At 75.2% G+C, this 24,996-nt stretch carries 24 protein-coding genes; 14 read left to right on the forward strand and 10 right to left on the reverse strand.

The genetic code is table 11. The features are described 5' to 3' along the window. Nucleotides 1-77: 77 nt before the first annotated feature. Complete coding sequence (locus ACIPSC_RS32575; RefSeq protein WP_400831334.1) at nt 78-1,622, forward strand: hypothetical protein; 1,545 nt, start codon at nt 78-80, stop codon at nt 1,620-1,622. After that, the gene (locus tag ACIPSC_RS32580) at nt 1,619-2,776 is read left to right on the forward strand and encodes a glycosyltransferase family 4 protein (RefSeq protein WP_400831337.1); all 1,158 of its coding nucleotides are present in this window, start codon (nt 1,619-1,621) and stop codon (nt 2,774-2,776) included. The genes ACIPSC_RS32575 and ACIPSC_RS32580 overlap by 4 nt, the downstream gene beginning before the upstream one ends. Nucleotides 2,777-2,838: 62 nt before the next feature. On the opposite strand, the gene ACIPSC_RS32585 is transcribed toward ACIPSC_RS32580, so the two are convergent. The 3 genes from ACIPSC_RS32585 to ACIPSC_RS32595 form a co-directional block, all read right to left on the reverse strand. Next, nucleotides 2,839-3,495, reverse strand: a complete 657-nt coding sequence (locus ACIPSC_RS32585) for a response regulator (protein WP_400831341.1) — start codon at nt 3,493-3,495, stop codon at nt 2,839-2,841. Then, nucleotides 3,480-4,886 (reverse strand): sensor histidine kinase, encoded by a 1,407-nt coding sequence (locus tag ACIPSC_RS32590; RefSeq protein WP_400831343.1) that lies wholly within the window; start codon nt 4,884-4,886, stop codon nt 3,480-3,482. The genes ACIPSC_RS32585 and ACIPSC_RS32590 overlap by 16 nt, the downstream gene beginning before the upstream one ends. Nucleotides 4,887-5,540: 654 nt before the next feature. Beyond that, nucleotides 5,541-7,133: a sigma-70 family RNA polymerase sigma factor gene (locus ACIPSC_RS32595; protein ID WP_400831346.1), complete on the reverse strand. Its 1,593-nt coding sequence runs from the start codon at nt 7,131-7,133 to the stop codon at nt 5,541-5,543. 589 nt (nt 7,134-7,722) lie between these two features. Between ACIPSC_RS32595 and ACIPSC_RS32600 the strand changes: the two genes are divergently transcribed. From ACIPSC_RS32600 to ACIPSC_RS32610, 3 genes are all read left to right on the forward strand, one after another. Next, on the forward strand, nt 7,723-9,171 hold the full coding sequence (locus ACIPSC_RS32600; protein WP_400831349.1) for a hypothetical protein: 1,449 nt from the start codon (nt 7,723-7,725) through the stop codon (nt 9,169-9,171). A gap of 161 nt (nt 9,172-9,332) precedes the next feature. Further along, a complete protein-coding gene (locus ACIPSC_RS32605; protein WP_400831353.1) occupies nt 9,333-10,718 on the forward strand; it encodes an RICIN domain-containing protein in 1,386 nt (461 codons plus the stop codon). Between the two features lie 228 nt (nt 10,719-10,946). Further along, nucleotides 10,947-11,651, forward strand: coding sequence for a TNT domain-containing protein (locus tag ACIPSC_RS32610; RefSeq protein WP_400831355.1), 705 nt, complete (start codon nt 10,947-10,949; stop codon nt 11,649-11,651). Nucleotides 11,652-11,751: 100 nt separating this feature from the next. Here ACIPSC_RS32610 and ACIPSC_RS32615 read toward each other — a convergent pair whose 3' ends face one another. After that, complete coding sequence (locus tag ACIPSC_RS32615; protein ID WP_400831357.1) at nt 11,752-11,946, reverse strand: hypothetical protein; 195 nt, start codon at nt 11,944-11,946, stop codon at nt 11,752-11,754. 293 nt (nt 11,947-12,239) lie between these two features. On the opposite strand from ACIPSC_RS32615, the gene ACIPSC_RS32620 reads away from it, so the two are divergent. The 4 genes from ACIPSC_RS32620 to ACIPSC_RS32635 all read left to right on the forward strand — a co-directional run bounded on the left by ACIPSC_RS32620 (nt 12,240) and on the right by ACIPSC_RS32635 (nt 15,513). Further along, nucleotides 12,240-12,599: a hypothetical protein gene (locus ACIPSC_RS32620; protein ID WP_400831359.1), complete on the forward strand. Its 360-nt coding sequence runs from the start codon at nt 12,240-12,242 to the stop codon at nt 12,597-12,599. A 582-nt stretch (nt 12,600-13,181) separates the two neighbouring features. Continuing rightward, complete coding sequence (locus ACIPSC_RS32625; RefSeq protein ID WP_400831361.1) at nt 13,182-13,652, forward strand: SsgA family sporulation/cell division regulator; 471 nt, start codon at nt 13,182-13,184, stop codon at nt 13,650-13,652. Nucleotides 13,653-13,817: 165 nt separating this feature from the next. After that, nucleotides 13,818-14,381 (forward strand): CGNR zinc finger domain-containing protein, encoded by a 564-nt coding sequence (locus ACIPSC_RS32630; RefSeq protein ID WP_400831364.1) that lies wholly within the window; start codon nt 13,818-13,820, stop codon nt 14,379-14,381. Between the two features lie 265 nt (nt 14,382-14,646). Further along, nucleotides 14,647-15,513 carry a BTAD domain-containing putative transcriptional regulator gene (locus tag ACIPSC_RS32635; RefSeq protein WP_400831366.1) on the forward strand — a complete coding sequence of 289 codons (867 nt, stop codon included), beginning with the start codon at nt 14,647-14,649 and terminating at the stop codon, nt 15,511-15,513. Nucleotides 15,514-15,629: 116 nt separating this feature from the next. Here the strand turns inward: ACIPSC_RS32635 and ACIPSC_RS32640 are convergent, their stop codons facing one another. The 6 genes from ACIPSC_RS32640 to ACIPSC_RS32665 form a co-directional block, all read right to left on the reverse strand. Beyond that, the gene (locus ACIPSC_RS32640; protein WP_400831369.1) at nt 15,630-16,154 is read right to left on the reverse strand and encodes a MauE/DoxX family redox-associated membrane protein; all 525 of its coding nucleotides are present in this window, start codon (nt 16,152-16,154) and stop codon (nt 15,630-15,632) included. Next, nucleotides 16,151-16,633 carry a S26 family signal peptidase gene (locus ACIPSC_RS32645; protein WP_400831373.1) on the reverse strand — a complete coding sequence of 161 codons (483 nt, stop codon included), beginning with the start codon at nt 16,631-16,633 and terminating at the stop codon, nt 16,151-16,153. The genes ACIPSC_RS32640 and ACIPSC_RS32645 overlap by 4 nt, the downstream gene beginning before the upstream one ends. Beyond that, entirely contained in the window at nt 16,630-18,543 is a 1,914-nt protein-coding gene (locus ACIPSC_RS32650) for an ABC transporter ATP-binding protein (RefSeq protein ID WP_400831485.1), read from the reverse strand. Before ACIPSC_RS32650 ends, ACIPSC_RS32645 begins: the two co-directional genes overlap by 4 nt. A 2-nt stretch (nt 18,544-18,545) precedes the next feature. Further along, nucleotides 18,546-19,121 (reverse strand): hypothetical protein, encoded by a 576-nt coding sequence (locus ACIPSC_RS32655; protein WP_400831375.1) that lies wholly within the window; start codon nt 19,119-19,121, stop codon nt 18,546-18,548. Between the two features lie 75 nt (nt 19,122-19,196). Next, on the reverse strand, nt 19,197-19,436 hold the full coding sequence (locus ACIPSC_RS32660; protein WP_313762417.1) for a hypothetical protein: 240 nt from the start codon (nt 19,434-19,436) through the stop codon (nt 19,197-19,199). 368 nt (nt 19,437-19,804) lie between these two features. Beyond that, nucleotides 19,805-19,981 carry a hypothetical protein gene (locus tag ACIPSC_RS32665; protein WP_400831381.1) on the reverse strand — a complete coding sequence of 59 codons (177 nt, stop codon included), beginning with the start codon at nt 19,979-19,981 and terminating at the stop codon, nt 19,805-19,807. A 336-nt stretch (nt 19,982-20,317) separates the two neighbouring features. Between ACIPSC_RS32665 and ACIPSC_RS32670 the strand changes: the two genes are divergently transcribed. From ACIPSC_RS32670 to ACIPSC_RS32690, 5 genes are all read left to right on the forward strand, one after another. Next, nucleotides 20,318-21,010 (forward strand): DUF998 domain-containing protein, encoded by a 693-nt coding sequence (locus ACIPSC_RS32670; protein ID WP_400831384.1) that lies wholly within the window; start codon nt 20,318-20,320, stop codon nt 21,008-21,010. Nucleotides 21,011-21,269: 259 nt separating this feature from the next. Next, complete coding sequence (locus ACIPSC_RS32675) at nt 21,270-22,637, forward strand: serine hydrolase domain-containing protein (protein WP_400831388.1); 1,368 nt, start codon at nt 21,270-21,272, stop codon at nt 22,635-22,637. A 280-nt stretch (nt 22,638-22,917) separates the two neighbouring features. After that, nucleotides 22,918-23,451, forward strand: coding sequence for a nucleoside-triphosphatase (locus ACIPSC_RS32680; RefSeq protein ID WP_400831391.1), 534 nt, complete (start codon nt 22,918-22,920; stop codon nt 23,449-23,451). Beyond that, a complete protein-coding gene (locus ACIPSC_RS32685) occupies nt 23,451-23,747 on the forward strand; it encodes a hypothetical protein (protein ID WP_400831394.1) in 297 nt (98 codons plus the stop codon). Before ACIPSC_RS32680 ends, ACIPSC_RS32685 begins: the two co-directional genes overlap by 1 nt. 163 nt (nt 23,748-23,910) lie before the next feature. Continuing rightward, nucleotides 23,911-24,993: a DUF3048 domain-containing protein gene (locus ACIPSC_RS32690; protein WP_400831397.1), complete on the forward strand. Its 1,083-nt coding sequence runs from the start codon at nt 23,911-23,913 to the stop codon at nt 24,991-24,993. The last annotated feature ends 3 nt before the right edge of the window (nt 24,994-24,996 follow it).

A 24,996-nucleotide genomic window follows, 5' to 3' on the forward strand; every position in this document is an offset into this window, starting at 1 on the left:
GGTGGTAGGGGAAACCCGACCGGAGGACTCGACCTGGCCGTCATGACCTCGCTGACCAGCGCCGCTGCAATGAAGTGGTGCAGATCAACCGTGCCTGTCAGGGCCTCCCCCGTCCCCGCGACCACCACCCCGCCGCCGGTCGCCGCCACCTTCCGGAGGTGCACCGCCGCCCTCCGGAGGTGCGCCGCCACCGCGGCTTCCGCCGGGAACGCCCCACCCGCCGCCCTCCCGGCGGGTGGCGGGTGCTGTGGTCCGGCGGCTGGCTGGTCGCGGCCGGGTGGGCCGCCGCGTTCCCGCTGCTCTCCGCGCTCGGCCCGCACCGGAGTTGGGGGCTGATCGCCGCAGCGGGCTACCTGGGCGCGGCAGTTGCCGTGCTGGTGCTGCCCCCGCGGTGGGCGCGCGGTGGCGCCGCGGCCGTCGCGCTCGCCGGCGCGGTCGTCGTACCGCTGCTGGTCCTGGTGACGGCCGCGCAGGGGCAGAGTGAGGTCACCGTCATCGAGCGGTCGGGCGACCTGTTGCTCCGCCACGGCACCCCGTACCTGGCCGAGCCGCGCACCGTCGCCGAGGTCACGCCCTACCTGCCGGGCATGGCGCTGTTCGGGCTGCCCCGCGCGCTGGTCGGCGCGGACAGCCTGCCCGCCCGGCTGCTCGGCGACCCCCGGGTGTGGTGCGCCGCCGTGTTCCTCGCCTGCCTGCCGGCGGCTGTCGCCGGATCGCGTCGGCACAGCGGCCGTTCGTGGCGGCACAGCGGCCGTTCGCAGCGACGCAGCACCCCGACGTGGCGACGCAGCGCCCTGGTGCCGGTCGTCGCACTGGTCGCCTCGCCGCTGGTCGCGCTGCCGCTCTGTGTCAGCGGGGTCGATCTGCCGATGACCGGGCTCTGCTGCCTGGCACTCGCCCTGGCCGGACGGGCCCGCCCGTTCGGCGCCGGGCTGGCCCTGGCACTGGCCTGCGCGCTCAAGTGGACGGCCTGGCCCGCGGTGGCGGTCACCGCCGCTCTGCTGGCCGCCACCGCGGGGCGACGGTCCGCCGTGCGCGCCACCGTCACCGCGGTCGGCGGCGCGGCCGCCCTCGCCCTGCCCTCGGCGCTGCGCTCTCCCGGGGCCCTGCTGGAGCAGGTGTTCGCCTTCCCCACCGGTCGTGGCGGGCTGCCCACGCCGGCGAGCAGCCCGCTGCCCGGCCGGCTGCTCGCGGACCTCGGCACGGCCGGCTGGTGCGCTGCATCCGCTCTGCTGCTGCTCGCCGGACTCGCCGTCGCCGCCTCGCTCGTCCGCCATCCGCCGCGGGGCGCCGTCGCCGCCGCCGACCGGCTCGCGCTCGGACTCGCCCTGGCCTTCCTGCTGGCACCGGCCGGACGCTTCGGCTACCTCGCGCTGCCGGTACTCCTCGTGCTCCTCGCCCGGCTGCGGTCCGCCGTCGACCCGCCCGCCGCGGGCGCCGTCGACCCGGGGCGGGCGGCCGCCGTGTTCGCGGTCCCCACCGCCCCGTCGGCGGCTGTGGCGGCCGGTCGGCGGTTCACCGGAGCCGCCCCCGCCGCCCGCGTCAGGCCCGGCCCGACCGCCGCACCCGCCCCGTCGTCGTCCCTACTCGCCCACCGAACCGAGGTCGTACCCGCCCCATGACCAGCACGCTCATCGTCACCAACGACTTCCCGCCCCGGCAGGGCGGTATCGAGACCTTCGCCCTGGCCATGGCCACCCGGCTGCCCCGGGTGTCCGGCGGCGAGGTCGTCGTCTACACCTCGGACGAGCCGGGCGCCGCCCGCCACGACGCCGCGCTCCCGTTCCCGGTGATCCGCGACCGGTCCGGGCTGCTGCTGCCCACCGGCCGGGTGACCCGCCGGGCCGCCGAGGTCGCCCGGGCCCACGGCTGCGACCGGGTCTGGTTCGGCGCCGCCGCCCCGCTCGCCGCGATGACCCCCGGACTGCGCCGCCAGGCCCCGGGTGTCCGGCGGACGGTCGCCACCACGCACGGCCACGAGATCTGGTGGGCGCGCACCCCCGGCGCCCGCCGTCTGCTGCGCCGGATCGGCGACAGCGTCGACGTGGTCACCTACCTCGGCGCCTACACGCGCGACCGGATCGCCCCCGCGCTCGGGCCCTCGGCCCGGCTGGAGCGCCTGGTCCCCGGTGTCGACGCCGAGCTCTTCCGGCCGCGGCCGGAGCCCGTCGGCGACGGCGGCTCCGTGGCCGCCGGTCCGGTGATCGTCTGCGTGGCGCGGCTGGTTCCGCGCAAGGGCCAGGACACCCTGATCCGTGCGCTCCCCCTGATCCGGCGGGCCGTCCCCGGCGCGGTGCTCGTCCTGGTCGGCCGGGGACCGGACGAACGCCGGCTGCGCGGGCTGGCCCGGCGGCACGCGGAACCCGGCGCGGTCGTGTTCGCCGGCGGGCGCGACCACGCGCAGACGCCCGCCGACTACGCGGCTGCCGACGTCTTCGCGATGCCCTGCCGCACCCGCCGCGCCGGCCTGGAGGCGGAAGGCCTCGGCATCGTCTTCCTGGAGGCTGCGGCCGCCGGTCTGCCCGTCGTCGCGGGCCGGTCCGGCGGGGCGCCCGACGCCGTCCTTGACGGCGTCAACGGCACCGTCGTCGACGGCCGCGACCCGGCCGCCGTGGCCCGGGCGATCACCCGGATACTCCGTGCCCCGGCCGCCGAGCGGGCGCGGACGGGCGCCGCCGGACGGCGGTGGGTGCGCGAGCAGTGGTCCTGGGACGCCACCGCGCACCGTCTCGCAACCCTCCTCACCCCCGCCCCGGGGGATCCGGACAGGGCCTAACACCGTCAGCACCCGAGCAGCGATCCGCCCGTCGGCCCGGCCGGGCCGTCTCCGGGTGGGAGCTACTCGCCGCGCAGGTGGGCGAGGACCGCAAGGACGCGGCGGTTGCCCTCGGCGGGGTCGAGGTCAAGCTTCATGAAGATGTTCCCGCAGTGTTTGACCACCGAGGCCTCGGTGATGCTCAACCGGACGCCGACGGCCTGGTTGTTGAGGCCCTCGGCCATCAGCCCCAGCACCTCCCGCTCGCGCGGGGTGAGCCGGGCCAGCGGGCGGTCGGCGGACTGCGCACGGAGCAGGACGCGGACCACCTCCGGGTCGATCACGGTCTCCCCCGCCGCCACCCGGCGCAGCGCGTCCAGGAAGTCGCCCACCTCGCCGACCCGGTCCTTGAGCAGGTAGCCGAGGCCAGCCCGCTGCGCGCCGGCCGCACCGAGCAGCCGGGTGGCGTACGGGGTGGCCACGTACTGGGAGAGCACGAGCACGGGCAGGTCGGCGTGGCGCTCCCGGAGTTCGAGGGCGGCCCGCAGGCCCTCGTCGCTGAAGCCCGGCGGCATCCGGACGTCGGTGACGACGGCGTCCGGCTTCTCCGCGTCGACGGCCGCGGCGAGCGCGGCGGCGTCGCCGACGGCGGCGACCACCCGGTGGCCGCCGCGGGTGAGCAGTTCGACCAGGCCGGCCCGGAGCAGCACGGCGTCCTCGGCGATCACCAGCCGGAGCACGGCACCTCCAACCGGAGCCTGGTCGGTCCGCCGCTCGGGCTGGTCACCATCAGTCGTCCTCTCAGGATCGCCGCCCGGTCGGCCAGTCCCTGCAGTCCGGCCCCGGCGGCCGGGTCGGCCCCGCCGCAGCCGTCGTCGGTCACCTGGATCACCAGCCGGCCGGCCTCGACCCGGCCGTGGACGGCGATCGCACCGGCCCCACTGTGCTTGGCGGCGTTGGTGAGCGCCTCGGTGACGGTGAAGTACGCGGTGGTCTCGACCGGACCGGGCAGCCGGCCGGGCAGGTCGAGGTCGATCGCGACCGGGACCGGGTGGCGCAGCGCGATCTCGGCGACGGCGGCGGGCAGTCCGTGGTCGGTGAGCACCTGGGGGTGGATGCCGCGGACCAGGTCGCGCAGCTGCTCCAAGGCCCGCCGGGCCTCGGTGCGGGCGCGGTCGACCAGCGCGGTGGCGCCGTCCTCGGCGGCGTGCCCGTCCGCCGAGGGGCTCCCGGCGGCGCGCTCGCGCAGTTCGTGGGCGGCGAGGCCGAGGGTCATGGTGAGGGCGACGAGCTGCTGTTGGGCGCCGTCGTGCAGATCGCGCTCGATCCGGCGGCGTTCGGCCTCGAAGGCGTCGGCCAACCGGGCGCGCGAGCGGGTCAGTTCGAGGACCTGGCGGCCGAGGTCGTCCTCGCGGGGGCCGAGCATCAACCGGGCCAGCCGTACCTGGAGCGTGGTCAGCAGCGCGCCCGCGTAGCCGGCGAGGAGCAGCCCGGCCAGGCCGACGGCGGTGGCCGGGAGCGCCTGGAGCGGTCCGGGTACGGCGTGTCCGGGGATCAGCATCACCGTCTCGGGGGCGAGCGCCCAGACGATCACGGGGCTGACCACCAGGGCCGCCGAGAAGAGCAGCAGTGCGGTGAAGCCCAGTCCGGCGGCGGTGAGCGCCGGGCCGACCAGCGCGGTGTGGGCGAGTTCGCGCCAGGTCGCGCGTTCGCGCAGCCGCGTCCGCAGCCGGGCGCGGAGCCCCGCCCCGGGCAGCGCGCGGTGCGGGTCGGGGACGGGGTGCGGCTCCACCAGCCGGATCCGGCGCCGCTCCAGGGCGCTGGCCGGCAGCCCGGCCAGCGCGACGGCGAGCAGGAGCGGCAGGCCGATGCCGACGACGGAGAGCCCGAGGCCGGCGAGGGTGAGCGCGACGAGCAGGACCGTCACCAGCATGCCCAGCACGGCGCCGCTCGACAGGTACGCCCCGCAGCGCAGCGAGTGGCGGGTGAAGGGGAAGCGGAAGGGGTGGGCCCGCAGTGCGGACCAGACGGCGACCGGTGGGCTGTCAGCGGCGGGCTCGGCCGGGTGGGCCGTGGCCGGCCCGGTCGCTGCAGCCCCGCCCACCTGCCCGTCCGCCCGCCCCTTGCCCATCCGCCCACTCTAACCGACCGTCTGACGCCCCCTCTCGGGACGGCGAACGGCGGACGGCGAACGGCGGCGGGCGAACGGCGGCGAAGGCGGCACGATCGTCACCACCGCGCCGCCCCACGCCGACGGGCCGCGGTCGTGAGCGACCGCGGCCCGGCCGTTCGCGCCGTCTGCGTGCCCGAGGCCTCAGCAGGGTCCCGGGCGCGCCAAGGGCTGGGCCCGGGCGAGTGCTCGCGCCGTCCTCAGGTGACCGGTTCCGGAGCCGGGCCCGGGCCCGGCAGCGGCCCGGGCTGCGGGTGGGGGTCGGGCCTCGGAGCGGGCGGCGGCGGTGGGTCCGGCTCCGGGGGGAGCGGTCCGGGCGGCACCGGATCCGGACCGCCGGGGCCCGGGACCGGGCCGGGCAGCGGACCCGGCCGGGGGCCGGGCCCCGGAACCGGCGTGGGGTTGGGAGGTACCGGGTCGTTCGGCGGTATTCCCATGATCACTGCTCCCTTCCCCCCCGCGTTGGACGTTCACAGAGCCCCCCAACGAGCCCCCCAACGCGCCTACCCCGGCGGGGGCCGTCGACACCTCACTCCCTTCCTGCGGGTACGACGGCGGAGTCGCGGACGTCGTCGAGGAGGGCGGCGGCCCAGGCGCGGCCGCGGTCGGAGCCGGTCACGCGCCGGCACCCAGCGGGCGCTGCTGCCAGCGGAAGGCCTGGCTGTCATAGTAGTTCCGACTCTGCGTCAGTTGATCTCCGGGACCGGGGCGGTCCGCCTTGGGCCAGTGCTTCAGGCCGATCAACAGGCCGTTGGCGGCGTTGATCACCATGCCGTTGTCGCAGAGCGTCCAGACCTGGCCCTTGCTCCCGGTCGCGCAGTCCTCCTGGACGAGCGGGGCACCGTCCGCCGCGCTGCCGCCGCTGCCGAGGCATCGGCCGGTCCCCGCGTTCTTGATCCGCGCGTTGCCGCCGGCCGGGAGCAGGATCCAGGTCTGGCCGGCGCTTCGGTCGCAGCCGCGCTGGCTGAGGGCGCCGCCGGGGTCGGCCTGGGCGCAGAGGCCGGTCATGGCGTTGACCATGGCCCGCGAGCCCGCAGGCTGGGCGGAGACGGACGGCGCGGCGGACGGCGAGGCGGACGGCGCGGCGGACGGCGAGGCGGACGGCGCGGCAGGAGTCGCGGTGACGGCCGGGGCGGCGGAGACGGCGGGCGAGGCCGGGACGGGCGGGTCCTGCCGCGCCGGCACCTGTGTCGGGGTGGCGGCGGGCGGGGCGGCGGCCCGGTCCGGGGCGGCTCCCACCTGCGGCACGATCCCGACGGCGGCCACGGTCGCACCGGCGACGGCCGCAGCCGTCCACGCCGCCTTGGCGGTGCCGAGGCGGGCGGCGCCCAGCTTGGCGGCGGCCAGCTTTGCGGCGGTCAGCTGGAGGCCGTGCCCCGCGGCGGACGCCCAGAGGGTGTGGGGGCTCCAGAGCAGGATGCCCGCGGGCAGGATCGCGCCGAGGCGGCCGTTCAGGTCGCGCAGGTCGCCCTCCGCGCGGGCGCAGTCGGCGCAGGACCGGAGGTGGCGGCCGAGGTCGTGGCCGGCGCGCTTGCCCGGTCGGCGGACCGAGGCGGCGAGCAGGCCACCGTAGTGCCGGCACTCCTCACTGACGGTCTGGTCGAGGTGGGCGCGCAGGTAGGCCTCGCGCAGCCCTTCGCGGGCGCGGGCGACGAGTGAGCCGATACCGCCGGCGGTCATGCCCAGGCGCCGGGCGGTCACGGCGGCGGGCTCGCGCTCGACCACCGCGTGCCACAGCACGGCCTGCCAGCGCTCGGGCAGCGATCGGTAGGCACGCAGGACCAGCGATCCCTCCTCGGCGGCGAGAACGGCGCCTTCGACGTCCTGCCCGGCAGGCAGGGTGTCGACCCAGGACTCGAAGTCGTCCGACAACTGCGTGCGGGCGCCCTCCCGGGCCCAGTCCATCGCGGCGTGGCGCACGCAGGTCAGCAGGTAGGGACGCCAGGCGTACTGCGGTCCCGCTCCCGCGGCGACCGCGCGGCAGGTGCGGGCGAAGGCCTCGGCCGCGAGGTCGTGGGCGGTGGCGGCGTCCCGGCAGCAGGTGCGGGCGTAGGCGAGCACGGCGGCGTGGTGGCGGGCGAACACCTCACCCATCACGTCGTGGACGGCGGGCCCGCGCGTGGTGGTCGGCTCGCGCAGCAGTGCGGCCAGCTCGGGATCGGTCAGGTCGGTGAGATCGACCCGGAAAGCCGTGGTCAGGGCGCTCAACGCGCGCTCCCGTCTACTCGTTGACAGCCGGTCGGACGAGAGCGGACGACGCCCCCGCCCGGGGAGCCGGACTGCGTCCCGGCCGGACAGCGCGAAAGTGTGCCACGACCGTCCACGTGCAGGTCAACGCGCGATGAGCGGCGGAGCCGCGCGCGACGGCCCGGCGGCGCGGGACGGGCCAGAAACCGACGGGTGCGCGCCGCCGCGGCCCTCCGGCCGGATGGCGGCCCAGTTCCGGCTTCCTCCGCATGCGCACTTCCTGTGGGCCGCCCCGCCGCGAAGCGGCTCGGGTAAAGACTTGGCAAAGTCGCGGGACGTCCGCCGGCCCGCGCGGTCTCCGTCTCAGGAACCGAGAAACAGGGAGGCACGCACCATGACGACCGGTCGGCGAACCGTCCGGCCCGCCGCCGGCGCACGGACCGCGCCGCCTCCCGGGCCGTGTTCCCTCCCGCCGTGCCGGCGGGCCTCCCCCGTCGTCCGCCGGCACACCCGCCCCGGCAGTCCGCCCGCTCCCCCGCACCGCGGACTGCCGGGGAACCTCCGCGGGACACCGCACGACCGCAACCACCACAACCGAGGGACCCCACACATGGCACGCCACACCTCCCGCAGTGACGCGACCCGTCGTTCGTCGGCCAACGCCCTCCTCGCCGTCACGGCCGCGAGCGCTCTGACGCTCTCCGCGGCGGTCCTCGCCACGCCGGCCGCAGCCGATCCCGGACCGCAGAAGACCCATCACCACGCCGTCGTCCTGGTCAACTTCCGCAACGCCAAGCTCGCGAGCCCCGACGCGGACCACCAGGACGCCCGCAACCACTTCTTCGGCCCGACCGACTCGCTGACCTCGTACTACGCGGCCAACTCCGGTGGCCGCCTCAGCGTGGTGCCCGCCAAGGGGGACGGCGTGTTCGGACCGTTCGACCTCGACATGGACAACTCCACTTGCGACACCGGCAAGATGGCCGCGCTCGCCCGCAAGGCGGTCCAGGACGTGACCTACGACCACCTGTCGATCGTCATGCCGAACACGAAGGCGTGCGAGTGGTGGGGTCTCGGCAACCAGCCGGGAGACACCACCTGGTTCCAGGAGGGTGCCGTCAAGGACCTGGCCGCCATCGCCCACGAGATCGGCCACAACCTCGGCTTCGCCCACCAGGACCGCCAGGTGTGCACGCCGGGCAGCTTCACCGCCTGCACCGCCGACGGCTACAGCAGGCGGACGCCGATGGGCGCGGGCGGCGAGAAGAAGGGCCTCTCCGCACCCGAGCTGCTGGCCCAGAAGTGGCTGACCGCCCAGCAGATCGTCACACCCGGCTCCACCGCCACCGTGCACCTCACGCCGCTGCACGCCGCCGCGAACACCGCCGGTGCGCGCGCGATCGACCTCCCCCTGGGAGGCGGCGGCGACCGGGTCGTCGTGGAGTACCGCACGCCCGAGGCCAACACCCCGGACCGCGACGTCGCGCAGGGCGTCGTCGTCTACCGCGTGCCCAAGGGTCAGTACGACCACGCTGTCATGATCAGCAACGGCAAGCAGGACGACAAGACGATCGCCGGCTCGCTCAAGGGCAATGAGGCCCTCACCGACACCGCGAGCGGCCTGTCCGTCAGCGTCACCAACGCGACCGCCGCCGGCGCCGACGTCCGGATAGCGCTCGGCACCGTCCCCGGCCCGACGTCGGGCCCGACGTCCGGTGCGACGTCCGGGGGGTCGCCCACCAAGCCCGGTACCGGCACCTCCCCGACCAGCGGCACCACCCCGTCGCCCACCCGACCGGCGCCCGCCCAGCCCACTCGCGAGGGCGACGTCACCACCGACATCGGCACCACCGGCCCGTCCCCGTCCACCGGCACCGTAGCCACCGACGCCACAGCCACGGCCACCGCTGCGGCCACGGCTGCGGGAACCGTGACCGCGGGCGCCGACTCCCTCGCCCACACCGGCGCCACGGCCACCGTCCCCGCCGCAGTCGGCGTCCTCCTCATCCTCGTCGGCGGCACCACGGCGGTCGTCGTGGCCCGGCGCCGCAGGCCCTGACCCCCGGCCCCGCCGGCCACCCCGGTCAGGCCGGTCAGGCCGGGCCGTCGTCGAGAAGCCCGTGCCGGCCCGCTGCCCACGCGTCGCCCCCGGAGGCGCGCGGCGGCAGCGGGCCGGCACGGACAGCCGCCCCACACCCGCCCGAGGAATGGGACCAGACAGTGTCAGACCCAGCCGCCGACCAGCACGCTTGCTCCGAGCACACCCGCTCCGAGCCCGCCCGCTCCGAGCACGCCCGCTCCGACCACACCTGCCGGTCCGAGGCCTCGCCCGCCCTCCAGGCCTTCCGAAGGCTTCCCGCGACCGTCCAGGCCGATCTGCGGCGACATCTGGAGGTGACCACGGCACCGGCCACCTCCCCACCGACCGGTGACGCCGACACCCTCACGCTGCCGCCGCTCCAGCACGTCCAGGGCTTCTTCGACGCCTACCTGCGGGTCCACGCCCTGTACACGCCCCGCCGCGGCTGCCGCCAGCTCACCGCCAGGCTCGGCGACGCCGTACGGCGCGGCGACGACCGTGATCACGCCCTCGAACGCCACCTGGCCCGGTGCCCGGACTGCGCCCGCGCCCGCACCGAGCTCACCGCCATCCACACCTGGCAGCGGCCCGTCCTGCGCGACGTGCTGCTGGGGCGGACAAGCGACCCGGAGCCGACTCCGTCGGCCGCCGCAGCGGCGTCTCCGCCGCCTGTCGCCACCCTGCCGGTACCGGATCCGCCACCGGCGCCACCTGTCCACGCCCCTCTCGCCGCTTCGGTCTCGTCCCGGGCCGCTGCCACCGTCCGGCGCCTGCGCCCGTCCGACCGGCCCGTCATGATCGGCCTCATCGTGCTGGGCGTCGGCGCGCTGACCGTCGCGACGGCGGCGGCCGTCGCGCCCGGCCGGTCCGGCCCGCACGGCGCAGCCGTGCAGCCCGCCCCGCCCTCGGCTCCACCGCCGATCCGGCCGTCGGTCCGCCCGTCGGCCCCGCCGTCCGCCCGGTCGTCCCCGGTGCCGTCAGGTACTGCCTCCCCGGCCCCGCCGACTCCGGGCCCCCGCACCGCCGCACCCGGCCCGACGGCACCGGCCGGCGGCTCCGCACCGTCACCCACCGATCGGCCCGCCGGACTCCGCCTCGTCAACCTTCGCACCAAGCTCTGCGTCGGCCCCGGCGACAGCGACAGTGCCGGAGTCCGCCTGCAGACCTGCACCGGTGGCAGCCCGCAGCGCTGGCAGTTCCTCGCCGGAGACGGCAACGGGCTGTACCGGATCCGCAACGCGGCCGACGGCCGGTGCCTGGACGGGACCGCCGGCGGAGGCAACACCGTCGCCGTCGTCCTCCGGGACTGCCGTGCCGACCGCCGGGAACAGCTCTGGAGGTTGGTCGCGGACACGAGCCCCACCGTGTTCCGCATCCACCTCGCCTCGCCGGTCCCGTCCAGCGACTACGCCGACCACGTGCTCGGCCCCCGCGACATCTGGCCCGGCCCGGCCACGGACGGCTCCCCGCTCGTCCACCAGCCCGACTACTACAACAAGGACGACTTCCGCTTCACCACGAACTGACCGACGGGAGGCCTCCAGTGGCGGCGGCGCCGCTGCCGGCGCCGGGCACGGCCGGTCGATCGGACCGATCGTCATACCGATTAGCCCGCCCGCGTGCTGTCGACGCTGCCGATCGTCGCGGTCCTTCGTATCCGGACCGGCTTCCGTGTGCAATGACGGTGCCCTGCGACCGCTGCGCCACGCCGCACCCGGGTCGCCAGCTCTCCCCCGGTCCCCCTGGAGCCGCCCATGCGTTCCGTCACGCTCGTCTCGATGTCCATGGCGGCCGCCCTGCCGCTGACGCTGCTCGCCGCCGCCGGTGACGCCGTGGCCGCGGTGCCGGTCCGGGCGTCGGCCCACCGGAGCCTGCCCGCGGACTGTCCGGACCTGCTCCCGCCCGACAACCCGGCCGTCTACTACTGCGGCCGCCCCGAACTCGGCCCGGCCGTCCTGCCGACCCAGGGGCCGGTGGCGGCGCTCCTGGCCGGCTACCACCGCCTCGGCGGCCTGCAGCCCGCCCAGTTCCTCGACTGGTACCGCAGCGGCGACCAGTGGAAGTACCCGAACAACCGGGGCTTCGCCGAGCTGAACGGCAACCTCGACATGCACCAGCAGACGGTGCAGCCGGGCACGACCCTGGACCGCTTCGGCGCCGACACGGGCAAGTACCTCGCGACCGGCGGGACGCCGTACGCCAAGCGCGCCCTGCCCCCGGACTCGCTCAACGGTGCCGGGAACAACTACCACTGCTACGTGGTGAACCGCGACTTCCGCGTCCAGACGGGCCACATCGCCGCCGCCTTCGCGCAGCCCGGGTTCGGCTACCAGCAGTGGCTGGACCCCGCCCTCAAGCCGTCCGACCTCTCCGACTCCGAGACGTACAACGTCGCCAACCTCGTCAAGCACGAGTACCTGAAGGACGCCCCGCCCGAGCGGTGCGTCAACGGCTCCTGAGCAGCATCCGGCAGCAGCCGGGCCGGCCCCACCCCCGCCGGCCCGGCCCCCCGTCCGCCAGTGGCACGGGGGCGCCTGGCGGCCAGGGCGCCCGTGCGGCCTACAGACCCAGGTCGAGGACGAGGCAGGAGTAGAAGGTCCAGGAGCGGGCCGGGTGGTCCGGGCCGGTGGTGTCGCCGCGGGGGCGGGCTTCCACCTCCTCGGTCATGTCCTCGAAGCGGATCCGCTCGGGGAGCCGGCCGTAGCGTGCGTGCCGCGCTTCGGCCTCGGGATCGTGGGCGGGTTCCTTGACCATGATCGTCCTCCACCTCGTCGAGCACGACTGGCGTCCTCATCGGCACCGGGGAAGACCACCAGGGTGCACCCCCGAGAGTCACCCGTCAAGGCGGTGACGGCCGCAGTGGATGGCCACCCCGAGCGCGGTGCGGGTGTGTCCGTCGCCGCTCGGCCATCCACACACATGCGTGACCGGTTCTGCCCTCCCGAGCACATGGTTGACCATGCAAGGGTCTGCTGCGGGCGGCGTTCGACCGCACGGTCGGGCCCGCTGTCTCCAGCATCACCACACCCCACGGAAAGGTGGATTGCATGTTCATCTCCAGGGCGCATCTCCGCGGTACAGCCGTTGCCGCGACCATGGCCGCGGCCCTGCTCGGCCTCGGCGCCGGGGCGTCGGACGCCGCCGGGTGGCCTCCGTTGCAGCCGGGCGCGCACCTCTACTCGGGCAGCGGCGGAACGGGAACGGTGACCGCGGTGGACCTCGGCGACTTCGGCACCTGCCACACGCTGTCGATGCCCGCCCGCTCGGTCCAGGTCGTCTCCGGCTCCGCGTCCGTGGTGCTGTACCCCGGGGCCGGGTGCACCGGCGGCTACGCCTGGGCCACCGGCTCGCTGGCCCAGTCGAACCTCCCGTGGGCTGCGCAGAGCTACCGGGTGGTCCCGGCCTGACGCCGGCCCTCCGCCCGATCCGACAGCAAGGAACCGTCCGCCGGGGCCGCCGGCAGAACCGCCGCCGGGTGCCGGGGCCGCCGGCAGAACCGCCGCCGGGTGCCGGGCACCCGGCGGCGCGCGCCGCACACCCAGCACCCGCGCCGCGCCGTACCGTCATGTGACGGATGTGCGCGGGGTCGACACCCGCGAAAGTGGGTGTCGCCGGCCCGGGCCACGGAGAGGGGCCGCCCCCACCGCCCTTCGACATGAGCACGGATGACGAGGCGTCACCTGTCCGGCAGGTGAGCCGGTCGTGTTCGCGGGGCACCGCACCCGCTTCCCAAGGTGACGAAGATCCCCGGGGACATCCAGGCTCTCGGGTCGAGGCGGGGGAACGAGTGGGGACGGTGGAACGCATCCGACGGGGCGATGGTCGGCCGCTTGGCACGCGCCGGCACCGACCGGGGGGTCGGCGGGGCCCGTCGTACCGGTCCCGGTGACGGAAGTTGGTGTTCGACCGTCAACTGACCTAGGTGAAACGACGCCGCGCTGACGAGAGTGAACGGGTCAGCTTCCGCCGGAGGGAAGGATCCACCCGCCATGAGCAGCCGGCAGCCAGGGACGCGGGACGGCCGGACGACACCGCACGGCCACCCCGCGCTGACCCTGGACATCGAGCGCGTCCTGGGCGTCTGCACCCGGCAGGCAATCACGGCCGAGTTCCGGTACGACCGGGCCCTCCCCCTGGTCGTGTCCGTGGAGTTCGTCGCCGAAGGCGGCCCGCGCGTCCGGTGGCGGCTCGGGCGCGACCTCGTCCGCCAGGGGCTGCACGTGGCGAGCGGCCCCGGTGACGTGCGGATCTGGCCGTCGGGCCATCGGGACCGGGCGACCGTCTGGCTCCGGCTGGCCTCCGGCGACACGGCGGCCCTGTTCGAACTGCCGCTCCCGCCGCTGGCTCAGTGGCTGCAGCACACCTACGAGCTCGTCCCCGCGGGCCACGAGCTCACCGGAGTCGACTGGGACGCCACCACCACGGGCCTGCTCCACGATCCGGGCGCGCCGTCCGACTGATCACCCGGGCACGGCCGGACGCTCCGCCACCCGTTCAACCGGTGACGGTGTCGCAATGCGCGCCCCGGACCGTCAACCGGACGGCCGCGGGTGTCCGGAAGGGACGCACACACCCTGCGGTGGAGGTTTCTTGCGCCCGAAATTGTCACCTGCCAGGATGGTGATGTGAATCTCGACCATGTCTTCGTCTGCGGGCACCCGGCCCTCGACTTCGCGGCCACCCTCCGCGCGCGGCGCTCGACCCGGTTCGAGATGTTCGTGACCCCGGAGCGGCTCAACGCCTGGTACCTGGCGTGCGGACTCGTGGACTCGATCACGCCCGCCGACGCGCAGGACGTCCGGGAGGCGACCACGGTGCGCGAGGCCGTCTACCGGCTCGTGGCCAACCGCCTCTTCGGCGAGGAGTTCGACCGCGAGGCGCTCGCCGTGGTCAACGGCGCCGCCCGCGGGACGCCCGTGACGCCGCAGCTGACGCTGACCGGGCGGCACAACGAGGGCACGCCGGCGCAGGCCCTGGCGACCGTCGCGCGGCAGGCCGTCGAACTCCTCAGCGGCTCGGACGTCGACCTGATGAAGGAGTGCGGCAACCCGGAGTGCACGCGGATCTACCTCGACCGCTCCCGGGGCATGCGGCGCCAGTGGTGCGGCATGGACTCCTGCGGCAACAAGATCAAGGCCGCCGCCTACCGCGCACGGAAGAAGTCCGCGCCCGCCGTGGGCCCGCGGTAGCCGGCGCCGGAAGCAGCAACGCTCCGTCCTGTACACCCTCGTGGAGCCGGGCCCGGTCGCGTCGGAGTGACGCGAGGCCCCGCGCGGGAAGCCGCACGAGACCCTTCGGTCCTCGCCTCCGGCCGCCCCCGGCGGGTCTTTCGGCAACGCTGTTCCAATAGCTGAGACGACGGCTTATGATCACGCGCATCACGAGCTGTTGACTCCTGTTTGTCAAAAGGGAGTTGACGCGAGCTGCCCTGAAGGTCCATAGCACGGGGGATGCATGCGCTACACAGTTCTTGGACCGCTGGAAGTCTTCGACCAGGGCACCGTCGTGCCCATCGACCGACCGCGACGGCGGGCGGTACTGACGTTTCTCCTGCTCAACGCCAACCACCAGGTCTGCATCGAGCAGTTGGTGGACGCGCTCTGGGGCGAGCGGCCGCCGCGCAGCGCCCGCGGGCAGGTGCACACCGCCGTCTCGGCCCTGCGCAAGCTCCTTCCGGGCGCAGCGGCCGGCCACGGGGCGGCGGACGACGGCGGGCCGCTGGCCTCACTGGCGGGCGGCTACCGGCTCTCGGTCGGCCGGCACGACCTGGACACGATGGACTTCTGGCGGGAGGTCGCCGAGGCGCGGCGGCTCACGACGCTGGGCGAACACACCCGGGCCGTCCAGCACTTACGGACCGGGCTCGGCCTCTGGCGCGGTGCCGCGCTCACCGGCATCGACGCACCGTTCGTGGAACCGTTCCGGGCCCGCCTGGAGGAGGAACGTTTCGCCGCCTATGAGCTGCTGGCCGACATCGAGCTCGGAGCCGGGCGGCACCAGGAGCTCGTCCCCGAGCTGACCGCCATGGTGGACCGCTACCCGGCCCGCGAGCGGCTGGTGGAACGGCTGGTTCTCGCCCTCTACCGCAGCGGGCGGCAGACGGACGCGCTGGCCGCGGCCCGTCGGCTGCGGTCCCTGCTCGCCGACGAGTTCGGGCTGGACCCGGGGGCTGCCCTGGTGGAGCTGGAGAGCGCCGTCCTGCGCGGTGACCCGGCCCTGACCGGCCCGCGCCGGCACACTCGTGCGTGCGTCCCCCGGCTCCCGCGGCTCTGCCGCCAGCCGGCGCGCACCCACCCGTACGGGCGGCGTACGGGCCGCTGACAGCGGCGGCCGCCGCTCCCGGCAGGAGCCTCCCGCAGGTGCCTGCCGAAGGCGCCTCCAGCAGGTTCCGGGAGCGGCGGTCGCCCGCGACCGGCGGCGCCGGAACGTCAGGACCGTCAGAACCGGCGGGGCGTGGCCGGCCCCTGGAACAGGTAGGCGATGTCGTCCCACCGGACGATCACGGCGCCCACGCCGGCGCCCACCGCGAGGGCGGCCGCCGCCAGGGCCGGGGCCACGGCACCGCCGGGGGCCAGCGCCACGGCGAGCGCGGCGGCGGCGAGCAGGCAGTTGCGCAGGACGAAGCCCCGGGCGGTGCCGCGGGCGGCGGGCTTCGCCGCGCCGAAGCACCGGCAGTCCGCCGCCCGCCCGGCCTGCAGGGTCGCGGCGGTGAACCCGGTCAGCAGCACCAGCACGGCCACCGCGCCGAGCTGCCGCACGGTCGCGAGCAGCACCAGGGCCGCCACCTCGGCGGCGATCACGCCGACGGCGGTCGGCCGCCGCAGGGCGGCGGGCAGCCAGCTGAAGTCGGCGAGGTCGGCGGCGAACGCGGCCAGCGCGGCGCGGCTGCGCGCCTTGCCGACCAGGGCGGCACCGAAGACCACCACCAGCAGCGCACGGGCGGCGAGTTGAAGCATCGTCATGCGGTCCTCCTCGAACCGTGGTTCGTTCCGTGGCCCGATCGGCTCAGGGACTGCGCGGGCCGCCCGTCGCGGGACATCCGGCGGACGGCGACACCGAGGGCGGTGCGGCTCGGGACGGTGCCGAAGGTCCGCGAGTCCAGGCTCCGCGGGTTGTCGCCGAGGACCGCCAGGTGTCCGGGCGGCACCGCGGGGCAGCCGTCCGCGGCCGGATCGCCCGCCACGCCGCTGACCCGCTTCACCAGCCAGGGCGCGTCCTGCGGGTCGCGCGGCCCGGCCGGCACCGGGAAGACCACGACGTCGCCGCGGCGGAACACCCGGGTGCGGCGCACCAGCACCCGGTCGCCGTCGCGCAGGGTGGGCTCCATGCTGCTGCCCTGGACGTCGACCAGCTCGAAGGTGCGGCGCAGCAGCAGCGCCGTCGCCGCGGCCCCGGCCAGCGCCCCGGCGGTGACGGCGGCGGTCAGGGGAAGGGCGTTCATCGCACTCCTTCGGCACGGGCCGCGGCAACACGCGGCAGCAGGGCGTCCGCACCGTCGACGACGGCGCCTTCACCTTCGACTTCACCCGCGACGGCGGCCTCCTCGCCGTCGCGGTAGCCCTCGGCCTGCGCGGCGAACAGCTCCGCGTACCGGCCGTCGAGGGCCACCAGCTCCTCGTGGCTGCCGCGCTCCACGACCCGCCCCTCGAAGAGCACCACGATCAGGTCGGCCTCGCGCAGGGCGGCGAGCCGGTGCGAGATCAGCAGACTGGTGCGCCCCGCCCGGTGGCGGCGCAGCGCCTGGTGCACCTCCCGCTCGGCGAGCGCGTCGAGGCCGGAGCTGGGCTCGTCGAGCACGAGCAGTTCGGCGTCCGCCCGCATAAGTGAGCGGGCGAGGGCGACACGCTGCCACTGGCCGCCGGAGAGCGAGACGCCGGTCTGCTCGTCCTCGTCGGTGAACGTCCGGCTGAGCAGGGTGCGGTAGCCGCGGGGCAGCCGCTCCAGGCTCCGGCCGATGCCCGCGCGGGCGGCGGCGGCGCGGATCCGGTCGAGGTCCTCCCGGTGTTCGGGCGCGCCCAGACCGATGTTCTCGGCGGCGGTCAGGTCGTACGTCATGAAGTCCTGGAAGGTCGCGCCGATCCTGCGCCGCAGCTCGTCGACCGGCATCGTGCGGATGTCGGCGCCGTCCCACAGGATGCGCCCGCGCTCCGGGTCGTAGAACCGGCAGAGCAGCTTGACCAGGGTGCTCTTGCCGGCGCCGTTGACGCCGACCAGGCCTACCGCGCGGCCGTGCGGGAGGTGCAGGTCGACGCCGCGCAGCGCCCAGGGGGCGTCGGGGGTGTAGCGGAACCAGACGTCCTCGAAGGTGATGCCCTCGCGCAGCGGGGCGGGGACGTGCGTGCCGTCGGCGAGGTCGGCGGGCGAGCCGAGCAGCGCGAGGTAGTGACCGAAGAGCCGCAACGCCTCCTCCGCGCGGCCGAGTTGCATCACGATCGAGGAGAGGGCGCCCTGCACGGCCGCCACCGCGGCGGTGAACAGCGTCATGTCGCCGAGGGTGATCCGGCCGGCGAGTACCTGGCGGGCCACGACGACCGCCGCGGTGCCGGCGGCGGCCGCGGTGAGCAGGGCGAGCCCGGACTGGACGAGGACGCTGCGGCGCAGCGCGGCCAGGCCGGCGCCGGTGGTCTCGCGGAGCCCGTCGAGCGCGCGCTGCCGGAACAGCGGGCCGGTGCCGAAGAGGCGGATCTCCTTGGCGGCCCGGGGGTCGGTGAGCAGCATCCGGTAGAAGTACTGCCGGCGGGCGGCGGGGACGACGGCGGCGGCGGTGTCGGCCATGCCCCGGGAGGTGCGCAGGTGGCCGGCGACGGAGACCGCGACGCAGAGCACCAGCAGTGCACCCATCGGCGGCCAGAACACCAGCACGGTCCCGAGGAATCCGGTGATCGTGGCGGTGCTGCGGACCGAGTCGAGCAGGAAGTCGAGGACGTCGTGCGGTGCGCCCTGGGCCGCGGTCTCGGCGAGCCGGATGCGGTCCTGGGTCGCCGGGTCCTCGAACGGGCGCAGGCCGCGGTAGGCGTTGACCCGTTCGTAGAGCCGGTCCTGCACCTCGATGTTCACGGCCCGGCCGACGGTGGCGGTGATCAGCGCCGTGACGTGGTTGAGCACGGCGGTCGCGCCGGCGAGGGCGGCGCCCGCGGCCGCGAGCCACGCCACCCGGGTGCCGTCGGCCGCGCCGGGCCCTCCCGCGCCGGCGAGATCGTCGACGAGCAGCTTGGTGACGTAGGCCATCGCGGCCGGGAGCGCGCCGGTGAGCAGGGCGAGCAGCAGCTGGAGCAGGATCCCGCCGCGGGAGGCCCGCCAGCCGAGCCGCAGCGCGGCGGCCGCGGTCCGGACCCGCCCGAGGACGGTCATGGTCACACCCGTTCCCCGACCAGTTCCGGGCGGGCCGGCGCAGCGCGGTGGGCCGGGGCGGGCACGACGTCGCCCAGCTCGTGGCCGGCTGCGGCGATGACGCCGTCCTTGATCCTGAGCAGCGTGGGGAAGGCGTCGACCCGGCCGAAGGCGGCGGTGACCGCGGACCTCTCGGCGACGACGGCCACCCGGCCGACGGGGCCGAGGGCGGCGGTCATCCGGCGGGTCTCGGGGCTCTCCGGGTCGCCGACGACGAAGAAGAGCGGGTCGGCGGCCCCGGTGGCGGCGCCGCCGGCCAGGGACTCGATCAGGGTGCCGCAGGGCGTGCACCCGACCATGACGAAGCCGGCGAAGGCGTCGCCGGCGGCCACGTCGGCCGCGGTGACCTCCTCCCCGGAGGTCGTGACGGCGGTGAACTCTCCCACGGCGGTGCCGACCGCCGGCAGGGCGTCGGGGGCGCCCGTGCCGCCGCCCTCCTCCAGCGTCCGCAGCCTGCGGATGACGGCGAAGGTGAGGACGAGGTTGGCCGCGGTGGCGACGCCGAGCACAACGGCGAGAACGATGAGGGCGGTGAGCATGTCGGTTCCTCTCTGGGCCGGGCGATGGCGACGGAGGGCGGGGGCCGCCGGGAACGGGCCCCCGCCCTCGGGTCGTCAGCAGCCGTACGCGACCTTCTTGTTGTACTGCAGGCCGCCGGTGCCCTTGCAGACGCCCTGGCAGTTGTAGTAGCCGTTGCACATCGGCTGCCACCACCAGCCGCCCGAGCAGTAGCCACCCCGCGAGTTGCAGGCGACGACACCGCAGTAGTCCGGCGGCACGCAGGCGCCGGCCTTCTTCTGCTTCAGCAGCGCGCCCAGCATCTTGTCGCCGAGCGACGTGAGGGTCCTGGTCATGTGACCTCCTTGTGGGTTCGACCCGCTGTTCGAGTCGCTCCACCATGCTGTCCGGGCCCCCTCTCCATCGGCTCCTCATCGGCTCTGCGGTCGCCGGCCGAGCAGAGGGCCGGTGCACCGGCGGTGCCCGGGGCCACGGCGGAGGACGTGCCCGGAGCGGCCACTGCGGGGGGAGGTGCTCGGGAAGCTGCGCCGGCGGCGGTCGGGCCGGGGCAGGGCGGACTCCGGCCGCTCCCGAGTCGCCGCACCGTCAATTCCGGAGCCGCACCACGGCACACCCGGAGCGTGGCGAAACCGCTTTCACCGGAGTCGTGCGTTGACGGATCGTCTCCGACCTACTCCGCGCCACCGGGCGATTTTGGCCGGGTCTAACACTCTCCCTCGGCCGAACGGTCCGTCGCGCCCTTCAGGAAATGTGCGCCGCCGGGCACGCTTTCCGCTGCGAACTCCAGCCGGATCAGCTCCTTGACCTTGGCGGTCAGGTCGGCCGGCATGGGGCCGACGGCCCGGGAAAGCCGCCGAAGCACCCACTCGGACTCGTCCACAATCGACCCCCCGACGTGGTTCACGGATCAATGACGGAGCGAGAGTACGGGCCTGCCGTTGACTTCGGCAAGAAGCCGGATCGGCTCTCGTCAATATCCTGCCAGCCGCGCATTTTGTGTATCCGGTACGGGATTTCCCGCCGCCGGTGCGGGAGAGGCCGGGTGCCCGACTCGGCCGGAGGGGCTGTGCAACGCCCCGTCACGGTTGCCGAACGGTCGGGTGGGTGCGGGTTCCCGGGCCGGTTGTGCGGGTACATCCCACAGCGACCACCGTGCCTGGTGTGCGGCCCCGTCCGGCCGCGACCCACCCAGCCTCAGGCCGTCAAGGGGGCCGTCATGGCCGATCAACCTCCCCTCGTCAACTTCCAAGCCCAGGACGGGGCGACCGTGCGGCGCCTGCGCCGGGGCGTCGGCGTCATCGGGTTCCTCCTGCCGATCGTCCTTCCCGTGGGCAACATCCTCACCTCCTCCCACGTCGCCCTGCTCAGCTCGATGAGCGCCTCCTACTACACCCACATGCGCAACGTCTTCGTCGGCGGTCTCTGCGCCGTCGGCGTCTTCCTGATCTGCTACCGCCACGACCGTCGGGAGGACCGGCTCAGTTCGGTGGCCGGCGTCCTCGCGGTCCTGGTGGCGCTCTTCCCCACCGAGCCGCCGGCGTCGGTCACCGCGGACCCGACCACCACGCAGAAGGTCGTCGGGACGCTCCACCTCGGCTTCGCGGCAGGGCTGTTCGGGGTGCTCGCCTACTTCTGCCTCCGGCTGTTCGCCGACTCCCGGAGCCCGGGCGTGCGCCGGACCGCCGCCGACCGGGTGTACCTGGTCTGCGGCTGGACCATCGTGGCGTGCCTCGCCGTGGTCGCGGTCGGGGCCGTCCTCCACCTCACCTGGGACTCGCCGCTCACCCTGATGTACGTCGGCGAGGCGGTCTCCGTCTTCGCCTTCGGCGTGGCGTGGCTGGTCAAGAGCGAGGCCGTCTCCGCCGCCCTCGTGCCCCGCGGAGCACCCTCCGCGGCCGCGGAGGGCTGACCGTCCGCCGTTCCCCCGCCCCGGTTCGGCACCACCGCCGCAAGCGCCCGCCGCCGAAGGGACCGCACTCGAACGAGTGAACCCCCTTCAGCGGCGGCCCGCCCGGCGCGCCGGACCGGGGCGCGGGCCGGCCCCGGACGGGGGCGCCCGGGTCATCCGATGCCTTGTCACCCGTACAGCTCGTCAGAGTCGTCCCGGCGGGATCCGCCGCCGACGATCGCACCAAGAGCTGGACACCATCGGAACGAGGACATTCGAGATGACCCGAGCGCTGCCCCACCGTCGGAACACGAGAGCCCGCCGCGGCCTGGCCATCACGGCCATAGCCGTCGCGGGCCTGATACCGGTGGCGGCGACCCCGGCGAACGCGGCGACGCCCGGGCTGGCCGCCGCCCACGGCCACGGCCACCGGCACGGTGCCGACCACGAGCACGGACGCGGCCACGCGCACCACCACAAGCACCGGCACGGGCACGGGCACGGGCAGGATCAAGCCCGCGGTCACGAGCAGCGCGAGGAGGACCGCGGGGACGCGGGCGTCTGCGCCGACACCAACGAGCCGTCGGCGGAGCTGAGCCCCGAGGTCGCGGCCAAGCTCGACGCGGCCATCAAGCAGACCATGGCCAAGACGGGCGTGCCCGGCGTGACGGTCGGGCTCTGGCTGCCGGGCCAGGGCCACTACCTCCGGTCCTTCGGCGTCGCCGACAAGAAGACCGGCGCCCCCATGACCGACGACCTCTTCATGCGGATCGGCAGCGTGACCAAGACCTTCACCGCCACCGCGGTGCTGGAGCTGGTCGACGACGGGCTGATCGGGCTCGACGACCCGATCTCGAAGTACATCTCCGGCGTCCCCAACGGCGATCACATCACCGTGCGCAACCTCGCCGAGATGCGCAGCGGCCTGTTCCCGTACTCCTCGGACCCGGACTTCATCACGGCCCTGGAGTCGAACCCCACCCGGCCGTTCACTCCGGACGAGCTGCTCGCCTACGGCTACAAGCACCCCAACGTCGCCCAGCCGGGCACGCAGTTCCTGTACAACAACAGCAACTACATCCTGCTCGGCCTGCTCGTGGAGAAGGTCAGCGGCATCCCCCTGGCCGAGTTCATCCACGACCGGGTGGCGGAACCGAGCTGCCTGGGCAACACCCTGTTCCCCAAGGGAGCCGAGTTCCCGGACCCGCACGCACACGGGTACACCAACCAGACCCTCAACGGCGCGACGGTGGACGCCACGGACTGGAACCCGAGCTGGGGCTGGGCGGCCGGGGCGATGATCTCCGATGTCCACGACCTCAGGCGCTGGGCCAAGGACCTCGCCACCGGCACCCTGCTCTCGCCCGAGACGCAGGCGGAGCGGACCAAGTTCCTGCCCGGCGGTATCCCCGGTGCGGGCTACGGCCTCGGCCTGTTCAACGTCCAGGGGTGGATCGGCCACAACGGCTCGCTGCCCGGGTACGAGAGCCTCGTGCTCTACCTGCCCGAGCTGGACGCGACCCTCGTGATGGTGCTCAACACCGACATCCTCACCGACGGCCACGAGCCGAGCACCCTCTTCGGCCAGGCCGTCACCAACGTCGTGACGCCGAACAACGTCTACTTCCTCCCGATGCCGTCGAAGTAGCCCTCCCGGACGAGGACCGGGCGGCAGCGTGCCGTCGGGCCCGCCGCCGGCACTCCCGGGTGCCGGCGGCGGGCCGCTGTGCGTTCGCGCGGGGGCCGGCGGGCGCGGCCCCCGCCCTCGCCGTCCGGTGGCCCGGCCGGGCGCTGCGGTGGGAGCCTGGGAGCAGGGCCTGTTCTGTGGATCAGGTCGGATCAGGCCGCCGCGGCCCCGGCCCGATCCACAGAACAGGCCCCGGGCCGCGAGAGCCCGGCCACCCACCGCCCATGCCGCGGAGCACGCGATGGCGACGAGGATTCTGTTGGAGGGGCGCCCCGGCAGCGGGAAGACGACCGCGATCCGCCGGCTGGCGGCGCTGCTGCGTGCGGGCGAGGCCGTCGGGTTCACCACCGAGGAGATCCGCGAGGGCGGCGCCCGGGTCGGTTTCGCCCTGGAAACACTGGCCGGCCGGCGGGGCGTACTCGCCCACGTCGGGCTCCCCGGCCCGCCGCGGGTCGGGCGGTACGGGGTCGATCTGGGGGTGATGGAGCGGCTGGCGGTGCCGTCCCTGGTGTGGCAGCCGACCGCCGCGTCGGGGGCGGCGAAGGGGCTGGTGCTCGTCGACGAGCTCGGGCGGATGGAGCTGGCGTACCCGCCGTTCCAGGAGGCCGTCCGGGAGCTCTTCGCCGGCGAGGTCGACGTGGTCGCCACCGTGCACGCACAGCCCGGCCCGTTCACCGACGAACTCAAGCGCCGCGCCGACGTCGAGCTCCTCCAGGTGAGCCGGGCGAATCGGGACACCCTCCCGGAGTGGCTGGCGGCGCGGCTGGAGCGGTGATGACCGGTTCCGCGAGGGGGCGGAGGCCCGGCGACCGGCGCGCCCGGCTGCTGGACGTCGCGGCGCGCTGGGCCGGGCGGGCCGACCGGTGCGCGGACTGGACCGGCCGCGGTGTCGAGCGGTGCCGCCGGTGGGCGCGCGAGGGCGCGCAGCGGCCCGGCGAGATGGCGCCGCCGTCGTGGTTCGCCATCGCCCTGCCGTTCGGCCTGGCCTGGTACCGGGTGCCCGGCGGGGTGGCACGGGCCTGGTGCCGCCTGGCCGGCCTGGTGTGCCGGAGCCTCGCCCGGGCCCTCTGAGAGGGCTCTGAGAGCGGGAGCAGCGGCCCGGAGCAGCGGCCGCGCGGAACCGGGTCGGCGGACCGGACGAAAGAGCTGATATCTGGCGGAACCGCACGGGCCGGCCGGTTCGTCCTCCCAGGTGGCGGGGTCCTGAGAGCCGGGGGCACGGAGGTGGGCCCGGATGCGGTACTTCGAACGTGCGCGGGGCCGGTGGCGGGCGCTGTCGCTCCGGCAGCGGATCGCGGCCCTGGTCGTGGGCGGCGTCGCCGTCCTCCTCGCGACGGTGCTGGCGGCCGTCCTCACCGTCGGCGGCGGGGGCTCCCCGGGGCCTCCGGCGGCCGGTCCGCCCGCCGGTCCGTCGGCCACCGGGTCGGCCCCGCCGGCCGCCCCTCCCCCGGCCCCCGGCGGCGTGTCGCCGCTCACCGGGCTCCCGGGCGGGGCCGGCCGGATCGTCGCCGTCAAGATCGACAACGCTCCGGCCGCCCGGCCGCAGACGGGTGTGAACGCCGCCGACGTGGTCTACGCGATCGAGGTCGAGGGCGGGCTCTCCCGCTTCCTGGCCGTGTACGACTCCAACCACCTGCCCCAGGGCGACCGGATCGGCCCGGTGCGCAGCGCCCGGGAGACCGATCTGCCGCTCCTGCAGCAGTACGGACGGGTGGACTTCGCCTACTCCGGCGCACAGACCGCGTTCCTGCCCGTGCTCGCGCGGGCCGATCTGTTCAACTGCTCGCCGCAGCAGGACGATTCCTTCTTCCGCGGGAAGTGGAACGTGGCGCCGTTCAACGAGTACGTGGTGCCGTCCGGGATCCTCGACCACTTCCCGGACGCGGCGGCCGCCCGGGACGTCGGGTTCCACTTCGGCGACGCACCGGCCGGCGGTGTCCCGACCGGCTCGTTCACCGCGCGGATGCCGGCCGCCTCGTTCACCTTCACCTGGTCCGCCGCGCAGGGCAAGTACCTGGTGGCGGTGGACGGCAAGCCGGCGATGACGACGGACGCCGGGCAGATGGGCGCACCGACGATCGTGGTGCAGAAGGTCACCGAGACGACGTCGCCGCGGGGGCTGGTCGACTCCTTCGGGCACCTGGTGCCGTTCGCCCCGACGGTCGGCAGCGGCGAGGCGGTCTTCCTGCGCGACGGCGCGGCGTACCGGGGCAGCTGGTCCCGGCCGGATCCGGCCGGCGGCACGGAGTTCCGCTACGCCGGGCAGCCGATGGCCTTCCACCCCGGGCAGGTCTGGATCGTCCTCGAACCCGCGTGAGGC

The sequence above is a fragment of the Kitasatospora sp. NPDC090091 genome (genome assembly GCF_044747365.1).
Taxonomy (GTDB): Bacteria; Actinomycetota; Actinomycetes; order Streptomycetales; family Streptomycetaceae; genus Kitasatospora.

Excerpts from the sequence above, each read along its gene's own strand:
- ACIPSC_RS32655 (WP_400831375.1), bottom strand. The coding sequence starts at position 19,121 with ATGCTCACCGCCCTCATCGTTCTCGCCGTTGTGCTCGGCGTCGCCACC.
- ACIPSC_RS32685 (WP_400831394.1), top strand. The coding sequence starts at position 23,451 with ATGACCGGTTCCGCGAGGGGGCGGAGGCCCGGCGACCGGCGCGCCCGG.
- ACIPSC_RS32645 (WP_400831373.1), bottom strand. The coding sequence starts at position 16,633 with ATGAACGCCCTTCCCCTGACCGCCGCCGTCACCGCCGGGGCGCTGGCC.
- ACIPSC_RS32670 (WP_400831384.1), top strand. The coding sequence starts at position 20,318 with ATGGCCGATCAACCTCCCCTCGTCAACTTCCAAGCCCAGGACGGGGCG.
- ACIPSC_RS32625 (WP_400831361.1), top strand. The coding sequence starts at position 13,182 with ATGAGCAGCCGGCAGCCAGGGACGCGGGACGGCCGGACGACACCGCAC.
- ACIPSC_RS32590 (WP_400831343.1), bottom strand. The coding sequence starts at position 4,886 with ATGGGCAAGGGGCGGGCGGACGGGCAGGTGGGCGGGGCTGCAGCGACC.
- ACIPSC_RS32650 (WP_400831485.1), bottom strand. The coding sequence starts at position 18,543 with ATGACCGTCCTCGGGCGGGTCCGGACCGCGGCCGCCGCGCTGCGGCTC.
- ACIPSC_RS32635 (WP_400831366.1), top strand. The coding sequence starts at position 14,647 with ATGCGCTACACAGTTCTTGGACCGCTGGAAGTCTTCGACCAGGGCACC.
- ACIPSC_RS32580 (WP_400831337.1), top strand. The coding sequence starts at position 1,619 with ATGACCAGCACGCTCATCGTCACCAACGACTTCCCGCCCCGGCAGGGC.
- ACIPSC_RS32640 (WP_400831369.1), bottom strand. The coding sequence starts at position 16,154 with ATGACGATGCTTCAACTCGCCGCCCGTGCGCTGCTGGTGGTGGTCTTC.
- ACIPSC_RS32675 (WP_400831388.1), top strand. The coding sequence starts at position 21,270 with ATGACCCGAGCGCTGCCCCACCGTCGGAACACGAGAGCCCGCCGCGGC.
- ACIPSC_RS32620 (WP_400831359.1), top strand. The coding sequence starts at position 12,240 with ATGTTCATCTCCAGGGCGCATCTCCGCGGTACAGCCGTTGCCGCGACC.
- ACIPSC_RS32690 (WP_400831397.1), top strand. The coding sequence starts at position 23,911 with ATGCGGTACTTCGAACGTGCGCGGGGCCGGTGGCGGGCGCTGTCGCTC.
- ACIPSC_RS32660 (WP_313762417.1), bottom strand. The coding sequence starts at position 19,436 with ATGACCAGGACCCTCACGTCGCTCGGCGACAAGATGCTGGGCGCGCTG.
- ACIPSC_RS32615 (WP_400831357.1), bottom strand. The coding sequence starts at position 11,946 with ATGGTCAAGGAACCCGCCCACGATCCCGAGGCCGAAGCGCGGCACGCA.
- ACIPSC_RS32600 (WP_400831349.1), top strand. The coding sequence starts at position 7,723 with ATGGCACGCCACACCTCCCGCAGTGACGCGACCCGTCGTTCGTCGGCC.
- ACIPSC_RS32680 (WP_400831391.1), top strand. The coding sequence starts at position 22,918 with ATGGCGACGAGGATTCTGTTGGAGGGGCGCCCCGGCAGCGGGAAGACG.
- ACIPSC_RS32610 (WP_400831355.1), top strand. The coding sequence starts at position 10,947 with ATGCGTTCCGTCACGCTCGTCTCGATGTCCATGGCGGCCGCCCTGCCG.